This is a genomic window from Longimicrobium sp., assembly GCF_036554565.1.
Taxonomy (GTDB): domain Bacteria; phylum Gemmatimonadota; class Gemmatimonadetes; order Longimicrobiales; family Longimicrobiaceae; genus Longimicrobium.
In genome coordinates, this window is record NZ_DATBNB010000383.1 from 1 (window position 1) to 9,937 (window position 9,937).

Genomic DNA, 9,937 nt, shown 5'->3' on the forward strand with positions numbered 1-9,937 from the left:
CACGCAAGCTGCCGATGCCGGACACGCTGATGGGCCGGCTGCTGCAGTTCGTCGTCGCGCACGAGGTCGGACACACCCTCGGCCTCCAGCACGACCAGATCGGCAGCTCGACCTACCCCGCCGACAGCGTTCGCAGCGCGAGCTGGGTGCGCCGCATGGGGCACAGCCCGAGCATCATGGACTACTCGCGCTTCAACTACGTGGCGCAGCCGGAAGACCGCATCCCGCTGGAAGACATCGTTCCGCGGGTGGGGCCGTACGACAAGTACGCCATCATGTGGGGGTACAAGCCCATCCCCGGCGCGCGCACCAGCGACGAGGAGCGCCCCACGCTGGAGCGGTGGTCGCGGATGCAGGACACGGTGCCCTGGTACCGCTTCTCGGCCAACAACGAGTACGGCGCCTTCGGCACGCAGAGCGAGGCGGTAGGCGACGCGGACCCGGTGAAGTCCACGACCCTGGGCTTCCGCAACCTCGCGCGGGTCGTGGGCTACATCCCCGCCGCCAGCACGCGCCCGGGTGAGGACAACTCCGACATGCGCGAGCTGTACGACCGCACCGTGCAGCAGTGGTCCACCGAGGCCAACCACGTGGCGACCATGGTGGCCGGCGGAACGGTGCAGTACAAGTCGGGGAGCCAGCCCGGCGCGGTGTACGCGCCCATGCCGGCGGCGCGCCAGATGGAGGCGGTGCGGTTCCTGAACGAGAACGTCTTCCGCACGCCGCAGTACCTGATCCGGCCCGACATCGCCAGCCGCATCGAGGCGGGGGGAATGATCAACCGCATCAACGCCGCGCAGGTGCGGGTGCTCAACACCCTGATGGACGACGGACGCCTGAACCGCCTGCTGGAGCAGGAGGCCCTGGGCCGCACGCGCGACCTGGTGTACCCGCTGGGGAACATGCTGGGCGACGTGCGCCGCGGCATCTGGTCGGAAATCGGCACGGCGCGCCCGGTGATCGACCCGTACCGGCGCGAGCTGCAGATGGACTACCTGGCGCTGATCGACCGCAAGCTGAACCCGCCGGAGACGCCGGCCGGCGCCACGCCGCAGCCCACGTTCCCGGGTGCGCCGCGCGTGATGCCGCTGTCGGAAGACGCCAAGTCGCAGCTTCGCGGCGAGCTGGTGTCGCTGCGGACGGAGCTCACGCGCAGCCTGCCGCGCGCGGGCGACCGCGCCACCACGCTGCACCTGCAGGGCGCGATCAACCGGATCAGCGACATCCTGGATCCGAACGACTGACGCGGACCGTGCGTCGCCGTCAGGCGCACGGACGGAGTCAGGTAGACGCGGCAGCCGCGGACGATCTCGTCCGCGGCTGCTCCTTTTCCACCGAGGCGCACGGGCAGTCCGCCGGGCGTGGGGCAAATCCTGACGGAGATTCCGGATCTTCTCCTATGCGCGTGGGGAGGTGCTGGAGGGTATCGTAGGGGAGCAGGTGATGGATGCCGTTGCGCTCACAGCCCGCTCGTGGAGATGCAGATGATGGACGACACCGCCGTCGCCCGGCCGAATGCCTGGATCATCCTCGCCGGCCATCCCGACGCGCCGGCACACCTGACGTTCGAGCGCTTCTCGCGGTGGTCGCGGCTGTCGCGAACGATGTTGTGGGCGTTTACGTGGTTCGTGTCGACCGTGGCGACGTTCCTCATCACCGCCTTCGACCCGTTCATGACGCTCATGCCCTTCTTCGTGGGCGCCGTGATGACGTTCAGAAGCTGGCAAGGCAGGTTCCGGGTAACCGCGTTCCAGGGCGCCTGCCCCCGCTGCAACAAGCCCATCGAGATCAAGCCCGGCTCGCGGATCGCATCGCCGCATCCCCTCGTGTGCTACGGCTGCCACTTCGAGCCGACGCTTCACCTGGCGGCCTGAGTCAGCCCACGCACTGGTAGAGGAGAACCAGCGCCACCAGGGGGATGATGATGTGCGTGAGCAGGCGGGTGGGGTGCGTCCATTCGACGATGTGGTAGCACCGGTCGCACCAGGCGCCGGTGTAGGGCACCGGGCCGGGAAAGTGCCGCGTGTGCCCCGCCCCGCCGCATCGCTCGCAGGTGCCGCAGCTGGTGTCGCCGTCGCCGCAGTAGCAGCCGCGCGCGTTCTCCATCATCGTCCGTCCAGCAGGGCCTCCAGCCGCGCGATCAGCTCCGCCTGCGCGGGGTTGATCTTTTCGCGCGCCGCGTCCGGCGTGAACCAGGCGCAGCGGTCCACTTCGGGAAAGGTCAGCCACCGTCCCGAGCCGCGCGGCCACTCGGTGCGGATCTCGTTGCTGGTGACGGCCTCCGCGTCCGCGTCTCCCTCCCACGCCCAGGCGTGAACCGTTTTCTCCGCCTTCTGCCGGATGGCCCCCAGCGGCAGGTACGGCTCGGCCGGCACGATCCCAGTCTCTTCCTGGAACTCCCGGCGCGCCGCCGCCAGCGGCTCTTCGCCCTCGTTCACCTCGCCCTTGGGAAGGGTCCAGGCGCCCGCGTCCTTGTTCTTCCAGAACGGGCCGCCGGGGTGGGCGAGAAACACCTCCAGTCCGTTCGGACCGCGCCGGAAGAGCAGCATCCCGGCGCTCTCGGTGGCGCGCTTCGCCATCAGCGGGCCTGCGGAAACTGGCTCACCGTGGCGGCTCGGGTGCCGCGTTCGCGCTGTCCCGCTGGTACTCCACCACTTTCACATTCCTCCCGGCGCGCGCCGTCACCGGACAAGCGTTCGGAATGGGAACCGGGGTGCCCGTCGATTCGGATCGTGGGATCGCGGCGGTATACGGAAGCGATCCGCCGGGCGCAATCGGCATGCGGTCGTTCGTCTGGCACGCCGTGCCGCGGAACGAGGCGATCGCCGCGCCCTTCCTGGCGGCGCTCGGCACTTCGAGGCGGCGGACGAGCTTCCCGGCCTCGTCGGCGGGCGCGGGCGGTGGCGTCTGGCGCGTTGCGCAGCCGACCGCGACCAACAGCATGAGCAGGGCGGGACGTTGCATGAGAGACCTCCGCGACAGGTTCATCACGTCAATCTGCCGATTGGATCAGGTGCCGAGCCGGGAGCTTTGTTGCACTGGATCACAGTTCCCGCTCCATCGGCACGAAGGGCACGCCGACGCCGTCGGGGAGCGTATCGATAATGCGCTCGCCCGCCACGAAGCCGAAGGCGCGGTACAGCGGCTCGCCGGGTAGGGTGGACATCAGCGCCAGGCGCCGGAACCCTGCCGCGCTCGCCGCGTCCACGCACGCCTTCATGATCGCCGAAGCGATGCCCCGCCGCGCCCATGCAGGGTGTACGAAGAAAGCGCGGATGCGCGCCGCTTCGCGCGCGGGGTCCAGCGGTGGATCGTCGGCCGCTTTCATCTGGTCGCCGCCGTACAGCGTCCGCCGCCAGCTCCACCCGCCGCAGGCCACGATCTCGCCCTGCGCCTCCGCGACGAAGTAGGTGCCGTCGGCGATCAGCTGCGTGTCTGGCCCGAAGACGTAACGGATGGCGCTGCTTGCCTGCTCGGGCGTGTAGAAGCCAGCGCTGAGCGCCTCGGCCGAGAGCGGAATCAGCTCGCGGATGGCGGGCAGGTCGGCGGGCGTGGCAAGGCGCAGCGTGAACACGGCGTCAGTCTTGTCCGTCGGCGAGCGGGAGCGTCATCACGCGATCAGTTTGCACGTCGCTGCCCACGACGAAGGTCGTGGAGCCCACGTCCGTGAACCCGCACTTTTCGTAAAAGGCGATGCCGCGCGGGTTGCGCTCCCACACCTGTAGCCAAACCACGTCCCCGCCCATCGCCCGCGCGGCGGCGATGGTTTCGGCCATGAGCTGCCGGGCTGCGCCACGGCCGTGGAACGGAGTGTCGATGTAGAATCGCCGAATTTCCACCGGGTGGCGGCCCGCGACGCCCGGCGGCGTAGCGATGTGCCGCAGCTGCGCGTACCCGGCCAGCGAGCCGCCTGCTTCGGCCAGGAGCGTGATCGCTCCGGGATCACGCAGTTCCGCCTCCTGCTGCGGCGCTCCGTACGATGCCGAAAGGTACGCGGCCAGGTCGCCGGGATCGTTGTACGCGCCGAAGGTTTCCTCGAACGTGCGCGCGGCGAACGCGGCCAGCGCGGCGGCGTCAGCGGGGGTGCCGCGGCGGATGGAGACCGGAAGGGAGTCGGCGGAGGGCTGGGTCATCGCGGAGCACGGCGTGGGCGCTGGGTTCGCCCTACGGTATTCGCGCGGTCGGATCGTGGCAAGGCGCCCAACGTCGATCGTGGTTCGACGGGGTGCCGGTGCATGCTGCGGGAGCCCCCTCCCCCCGGCCCCCGTCCCCCGCTGCGCAGGGGAGGGGGAGACCTGAATTGCGCTTCGGCTCGGCTCCGCGCACTCGACCGGGAACGTGAGCTTGGACGCGTGCGCTTCGGCGGACTCGGCGCAGGCCCCTGGCAGCCCTCTCTCCCCGGCCCTCTCCCCCGCAAGCGGGGGAAAGGGAGAATTCGATCGCTCATCGGCTGGCCTTCGCGCACCTCACTGCGTGTGCAGTCCGCGAAGGCGGACTTTGGGCCGTTGTTGCCGCGACTTCAGTCGCCCCAGCAGGGCCAGTGCGGTGCGCCCAGGCTGGCCCCGCGCACCGGGCTGGCTCCCTTCCCCCGCGGCTGTTTGCGGGGGAAGGGTTGGGGATGGGGGGCGCCGGCCCGAGCACCGAGCCCGACCTGACGCACCCAAAGCCCGAAGTGTACCCCTCTCCCACGCTGTTTGTGGGAGAGGGTGGACGAGCCTAGGCGAGGACGGGTGAGGGCCCCACGGCAGCCGAGGCCCGGGCTTCCGTGACCGCTGCCGCGCCCCGGCTCGTACGTTCCCGCGGCTAGATCCTTCGGCCCGCGACGGGTGTGCCACGGGCCGGTGTGGCACGCCTGGGCCTCAGGATGACAGGGCTCTCGCTCACGCTGACAGGAGGGTGCGCCACACGCGCCTGCTCAGCCACATCGCCGGTCTGGTGCGCGCCCCGCGTGTTTCACGCCGAGCGCCCGCCGATCTGCTCGCGGGCTCCGGCCAGGACGCGCTCCACCTCCTCGAGGTCGTTGTCCTGCGCCGCCACTTGGGCCTGCCGCATGGCGTCGAAAACGGCTTCGGGCACGCCCTCCCACTCATCCGTGAGTGCGGAGTGCGTGAGAACGGCGATGTTGGAGCCGGCCATCCCGGCCAGTTCCGTGATCGCCTCGGGCAACTGCTCGGGATCCGCCGCAGCGGCCAGGGCGGCGCGCACGGAGGCGAGCGTGTGGTCGATGGAGGCCAGCAGCACGGTTGCGGTAAAATCCACGTCTCTTCCTCTCAGTTGCGGTTCACGATTCGGCGCCCGCCGATGCAGAAGACGAGCCGGGGTGGATCAGCGGCGCACGGCGGTCAGGTCGTGGATCAATCGCCGCACCGCCTCGGCCTTGCCGGCGCGCTCCAGCGCCGCCCACAGCCGCGCCACCGTCTCCGTATCCACCAGCCCCGGCGCCACGCCCAGGTCGGGGCCCGCCAGCCCCTCCGCGCGCCGGAAGGCATCCACCGCGGCCACCGCCTCCTGCGTGTAGACGAAGGCCGTGCTGTCACGCGCCAGCTCCGGCTCCCCGGCCCGATAGTGCCCCAGCGCGTGCAGCATCAGCTTCAGCTGCCACACGTCGGACCCGGCCTGCTGCTGCAGGGTGCGGAAGCCCAGCGTTTCGGAGATGGTGTTGTAGATGCGGCGCAGCTCGGCCACGGGCTCGGCGTGTTCGCACACGTTGATGTCGGCCGTGGTGCCGTCCGGCCGGCGCGAGCGGCCCGGCCGGGGATCGGCGACGACGACGGCAGCGGACTGAGCGCGGCCCTTCCGCGCGTCGCCGCCCGCCGCCTGCCCGGCCGCGAGCGCGTCGATCAGCCGGTCGGCCAGGTGCCGGCCGCTGGAGGCGCTGGCCTCGAAGGCGGCCGCGACGGAATCCAGCACCGCCGGACCCACGAGCAGGTTGCCCTGCGTAACGAAGTTGCGCCCGGCGCGGTGCCCGGCCCACGCGGTGGTGCCCGTGCCCGTGTGCTGCGCCGAGCGACCGTCCCGACCGATCACCCCCACCTGCCGCCGCGCCGCCAGCGAGTCGCCCGCGAGTGCCTGGCGTAGCGCCTCCTCCGGCGCCACGCCGCGCTCCAGCAGGGACAGCAGCTGCGGCCCGTACTCCACGCGCGTGGTGGCCTGCGTGGCGACGGCGCCCACCCCGGCGCGCACGTGGGGCACGGCGTTGCCCACGCACGGCACGCGCGTGGTGACGGCGACGCCCACCTCGCCCGTGGCGGGATCTACGGCCGCGATGGAGAAGGTGCTGAAGCTCAGGCTTTCGCCCCAGGAGGCGGGCTCCTGCGCGGCGGCGGGCGCGGCGGCCACGAGAAGCGCCAGGACTGCAATCCGGTGCATCGAGACGATTCCGGTGTGGGTGAAGGATTGTCGATGTTTCACGCAGAGGACGCAGGGGTGAAAAGAGAGGCCGCAGAGAACTTCATCCGTCCCTCTGCGTCCTCTCCGTCTTCTCTGCGTCCTCTGCGTGAAACTGTTCTTTTCGGCGTTCGGTGCAGGATCGGCGCCCGCCGTCAGCCGGGACGCGCGGTGGGACGGGCGCTGCGCCCGGGGCGGGCGCCGGTGTGCTCGCCACCGCGGATGACAGCGACGCCGTTCACCCACACGTGCGGAATGCCCAGCGGGTACTGGTGCGGCTTCTCGAACGTGGCCTGGTCGATGACCGTATCCGGATCGAACGCCACCAGGTCCGCCCGCGCGCCGGGGGTAACCGTGCCGCGGTCATGCAGCCCCACACGGCGGGCCGGGAGCGCCGTCATCTTGTGGATCGCCGTCTCCAGCGGCATCAGCTTGCGCTCGCGGACGTAGCGGCCCAGCACGCGCGGGAAGGTGCCGTACGTCCGCGGATGGGGAACACCCGTGGAGAGCGGGCCGTAGGGCGCCCACGCGCCGCCGTCGGAGCACACGGCGGCGAGTGGGTGCGCCAGGCTGCGCTCCACGTTCTCCTCGCTCATCCCGAAACCCACCATCCCCACCCGGTTGCGGTCGTCCACGATCAGCTGCACCAGGAGGGCGAAGGGCTCCACGCCGCGCTCCGTCGCCAGGTCTCCCAGCCTGCGGCCGCGCGCCCAGGCGAGCGCGTCGGAGCCGGTGGAGGTCACCTGCACGGAGTTCCAGCTGCCCAGCTGCGCGATCTTGTCGCGGACGGCGCGCTCCAGCCGGCCACGCTGGGCGGGGTCGCGCAGGCGGGCGAGGAAGGCATCCGTTCCGCCATCGCGCGCGCTCACCGGGAAGAGGTTCGCCAGCCCCGTGCTGTAGGCCACGTACGGGTACACGTCGAACGCCGCGTCCACCCCCGCGCCGCGCGCCTGCTCGATGGCGTGAAGCGTGGAGCCCGCCTTCCACCAGTTGCGCCCGCCCTGCGCCTTGAGGTGCGAAATCTCCACCGGCACGCCCGCCACGCGGCCGACGTGGATGGCCTCTTCGACGGCGGCGAACAGCCGGTCGTCCTCGTTGCGCATGTGCGACGCGTACGGCAGGCCCGTGCCCGCCAGCGCCGTGGCGAGCTCCACCAGCTCCGCCGTGTTTCCGAACGCGCCGGGGGTGTACTCCAGCCCGCTGGAAAAGCCGCAAGCGCCAGCCGCCACCGCTCGCGCCACCTCGTCCTTCATCCGGCGCAGCTCGGCATCCGTCGCGGGGCGGTCCTGGTGGCCTATCACCCGGGCGCGGATGGTTCCGTGGCCCACCATGCTGGCGACGTGCACGGCCGCCCCGTGCTCGTCCATCCATCCAAAGAACCCGGCCAGGTCCCGAAAGGGCAGGTCCAGGCCGCGCCCGCGATACTCCGCCCGCATCTCCTGGTAGTGTTCGTCCGTCCACGGGCCGATGGAGCTGCCGTCCTGGCCGGTGACCTCCGTCGTCACCCCCTGCCGCACCTTGCTCTCGGCGCGCGGGTTCACCAGCAGGTTCAGATCGGTGTGCGAGTGGATGTCGACGAAGCCGGGGGCCAGCGCCAGACCTCGCAGGTCCGTCTCCTCCACGCGCCCCACCTGCAGCCGCGGCCCGACACCGACGATGCGTGCGCCGTCCAGCGCCACGTCGGCCTCGCGCGGCGGCGCGCCGGTGCCATCGTACAGCAGGGGGCCTCGCAGCACGTGGGTGGCGGAATACGGTTGCGCCGCCCAGATGGCGCGCTCGGGAAAGAGCGCGAGGGCGGCGCTCGCTTGCAGAAAGGTGCGGCGATCCATCGTCATCTCTGGTGCGTCGGTTCATGGCCGGACCTCGGCCGGGGAGGCGCTGGCTCGGCAGGCGGGGCGAGGACCTCGGCCGTGGTGACCCTGCCCGCCACGAACTCTATCAGCACGGGCAGGCGGTAGGCACGGCGGAGCGCATCGCAGCGGGCCATCACGTCATCCCTTGGCTGTGCGCCCGGCGAGTAGACGGTGATCAGGATCCATCCGCCGTCGGGGCTCTCCATGAACCCGACGCCCTGCGCGTCGGGGACCAGCCGCATCAGCATCCCGTGCGCCTGCTCCCGCCGCCGCTCCACCTCGCGCAGGCTCCACGGCGCATCGTACGTGATGACGACGGGCACGTCCGCCGCGCGGCCGGCGAGCTTCAGCGGCGGGACGCGCTCCGTTCCGGTGAGCGCGACGACGTGGCGATATCGCCCCCCGCGCCCATCCAGGCCGGTGAACGCCAGCCGGTCGCCGTAGCGCTCGCGGACGTAGCGGTTGAGCCAGTGGCTGTCCGACTGGATCTCGCGGATGCGCGGCCGCTGGTCCGGCGTGATGGCCGGCCACGAATCGACTTTCACGAGGCACGGGCGGCCTGGAACCTCGTACGGCCGCGTGGCGGCGATGGCGGCCGCGAGCGCCGGCTCGTACGGCTTCGGCATCATGTCGGCGCGGGTATCGGACGCGCGGGATGCGGCTGCGCGACGATCCGCTCCGGGCTGCTGGCAGGCGGCAAGCGCGGCCAGGGCGGCGATGGCCCCCGCGATCTTCACTCGCCGGCCGGTATCGGGAATCGGCATGATCGTCGTCCCGCGGGAATGCGTCTCCATCACTCGCGCACGCCGCGGCGCTGCGGCATCGCCGTGTGTACGCCCTGATGCGGGCGTCGGGTCCGCCGTTTGACGCGGACCGCGCGCCACGTATAGCATAGCCACTCGCCTGGAGCCGCGCAGCACATCCCTCACCCCTGCACCGCCGATGTCCGCAGAAGCCCGCGCCCTTCGCCCCGCCCCGTCCGCCGAGCCCTTCTACGTCCCCACCGGCGACGAGGTGGTGCTCTTCGAGCGATGCCACGCGCGCGGCCTTCCGGTGATGCTGAAGGGTCCCACGGGGTGCGGCAAGACGCGCTTCGTGGAGCACGTGGCGTGGCGCCTGGGGCGGCCGCTGGTGACGGTGGCGTGCCACGACGACCTGTCCGCCAGCGACCTGACCGGCCGCTTCCTGATCCGCGGCGGCGAAACCGTGTGGGTGGACGGGCCGCTGACCACGGCCGCGCGCGCCGGCGCCATCTGCTACCTGGACGAAGTGGTGGAGGCGCGGCAGGACACGGTGGTGGTGATCCATCCGCTGACCGACGACCGGCGTCTCCTTCCCATCGACAAGACGGGGGAGATCATCGAGGCGGCGCCCGGGTTTCAGCTGGTGATCTCGTACAATCCCGGGTACCAGCACGCCATGAAGGACCTGAAGCCCAGCACCCGCCAGCGCTTCGTGGCCCTGGAGTTCGATTTTCCCTCGGCGGAGCGCGAGGCGGAGATCGTGGCGCGCGAGGGGGGCGTGGACGTGGGGCTGGCGAGGCGGCTGGTGCGCCTGGCCGCCGCGGTGCGCCGCCTGCGCGACCAGGGGCTGGCGGAGGTTCCCAGCACGCGCCTGCTGGTGGCCACCGCGCGGCTGATGGCGGGCGGAATCGGCGCCGAGGCGGCGTGCCGGGCCGCGTTCGTGGCGCCCCTCAC

Annotated in this window: 12 protein-coding genes; 3 read left to right on the forward strand and 9 right to left on the reverse strand. The window is 71.4% G+C overall.

The features are described 5' to 3' along the window. Positions 1–1,244 (forward strand): zinc-dependent metalloprotease (locus VIB55_RS10555; protein ID WP_331876622.1); only part of this gene is annotated, 1,244 nt, incomplete at its 5' end. A gap of 240 nt (positions 1,245–1,484) precedes the next feature. Further along, a complete protein-coding gene (locus tag VIB55_RS10560) occupies positions 1,485–1,874 on the forward strand; it encodes a hypothetical protein (protein WP_331876623.1) in 390 nt (129 codons plus the stop codon). 1 nt (position 1,875) lies between these two features. Here VIB55_RS10560 and VIB55_RS10565 read toward each other — a convergent pair whose 3' ends face one another. From VIB55_RS10565 to VIB55_RS10605, 9 genes are all read right to left on the reverse strand, one after another. Beyond that, positions 1,876–2,109 (reverse strand): hypothetical protein, encoded by a 234-nt coding sequence (locus VIB55_RS10565; protein ID WP_331876624.1) that lies wholly within the window; start codon positions 2,107–2,109, stop codon positions 1,876–1,878. Further along, a complete protein-coding gene (locus tag VIB55_RS10570) occupies positions 2,106–2,579 on the reverse strand; it encodes an NUDIX domain-containing protein (RefSeq protein WP_331876625.1) in 474 nt (157 codons plus the stop codon). The genes VIB55_RS10565 and VIB55_RS10570 overlap by 4 nt, the downstream gene beginning before the upstream one ends. Before the next feature lie 22 nt (positions 2,580–2,601). Next, on the reverse strand, positions 2,602–2,964 hold the full coding sequence (locus VIB55_RS10575; protein ID WP_331876626.1) for a hypothetical protein: 363 nt from the start codon (positions 2,962–2,964) through the stop codon (positions 2,602–2,604). Between the two features lie 79 nt (positions 2,965–3,043). Beyond that, entirely contained in the window at positions 3,044–3,574 is a 531-nt protein-coding gene (locus tag VIB55_RS10580; RefSeq protein WP_331876627.1) for a GNAT family N-acetyltransferase, read from the reverse strand. A gap of 4 nt (positions 3,575–3,578) precedes the next feature. Beyond that, positions 3,579–4,133: a GNAT family N-acetyltransferase gene (locus tag VIB55_RS10585; RefSeq protein WP_331876628.1), complete on the reverse strand. Its 555-nt coding sequence runs from the start codon at positions 4,131–4,133 to the stop codon at positions 3,579–3,581. 820 nt (positions 4,134–4,953) lie between these two features. Beyond that, positions 4,954–5,259, reverse strand: coding sequence for a hypothetical protein (locus tag VIB55_RS10590; RefSeq protein WP_331876629.1), 306 nt, complete (start codon positions 5,257–5,259; stop codon positions 4,954–4,956). Between the two features lie 66 nt (positions 5,260–5,325). Beyond that, positions 5,326–6,369 carry a DUF1028 domain-containing protein gene (locus tag VIB55_RS10595; RefSeq protein ID WP_331876630.1) on the reverse strand — a complete coding sequence of 348 codons (1,044 nt, stop codon included), beginning with the start codon at positions 6,367–6,369 and terminating at the stop codon, positions 5,326–5,328. A 173-nt stretch (positions 6,370–6,542) separates the two neighbouring features. Continuing rightward, entirely contained in the window at positions 6,543–8,216 is a 1,674-nt protein-coding gene (locus VIB55_RS10600) for a D-aminoacylase (protein ID WP_331876631.1), read from the reverse strand. 2 nt (positions 8,217–8,218) lie between these two features. Further along, a complete protein-coding gene (locus VIB55_RS10605) occupies positions 8,219–9,004 on the reverse strand; it encodes a hypothetical protein (RefSeq protein WP_331876632.1) in 786 nt (261 codons plus the stop codon). 178 nt (positions 9,005–9,182) lie between these two features. Between VIB55_RS10605 and VIB55_RS10610 the strand changes: the two genes are divergently transcribed. Then, positions 9,183–9,937: AAA family ATPase (locus tag VIB55_RS10610; RefSeq protein ID WP_331876633.1), on the forward strand; the 755-nt coding region annotated here is incomplete at its 3' end.

Excerpts from the sequence above, each read along its gene's own strand:
- VIB55_RS10600 (WP_331876631.1), bottom strand. The coding sequence starts at position 8,216 with ATGGATCGCCGCACCTTTCTGCAAGCGAGCGCCGCCCTCGCGCTCTTT.
- VIB55_RS10585 (WP_331876628.1), bottom strand. The coding sequence starts at position 4,133 with ATGACCCAGCCCTCCGCCGACTCCCTTCCGGTCTCCATCCGCCGCGGC.
- VIB55_RS10570 (WP_331876625.1), bottom strand. The coding sequence starts at position 2,579 with ATGGCGAAGCGCGCCACCGAGAGCGCCGGGATGCTGCTCTTCCGGCGC.
- VIB55_RS10565 (WP_331876624.1), bottom strand. The coding sequence starts at position 2,109 with ATGATGGAGAACGCGCGCGGCTGCTACTGCGGCGACGGCGACACCAGC.
- VIB55_RS10575 (WP_331876626.1), bottom strand. The coding sequence starts at position 2,964 with ATGCAACGTCCCGCCCTGCTCATGCTGTTGGTCGCGGTCGGCTGCGCA.
- VIB55_RS10560 (WP_331876623.1), top strand. The coding sequence starts at position 1,485 with ATGATGGACGACACCGCCGTCGCCCGGCCGAATGCCTGGATCATCCTC.
- VIB55_RS10595 (WP_331876630.1), bottom strand. The coding sequence starts at position 6,369 with ATGCACCGGATTGCAGTCCTGGCGCTTCTCGTGGCCGCCGCGCCCGCC.
- VIB55_RS10605 (WP_331876632.1), bottom strand. The coding sequence starts at position 9,004 with ATGCCGATTCCCGATACCGGCCGGCGAGTGAAGATCGCGGGGGCCATC.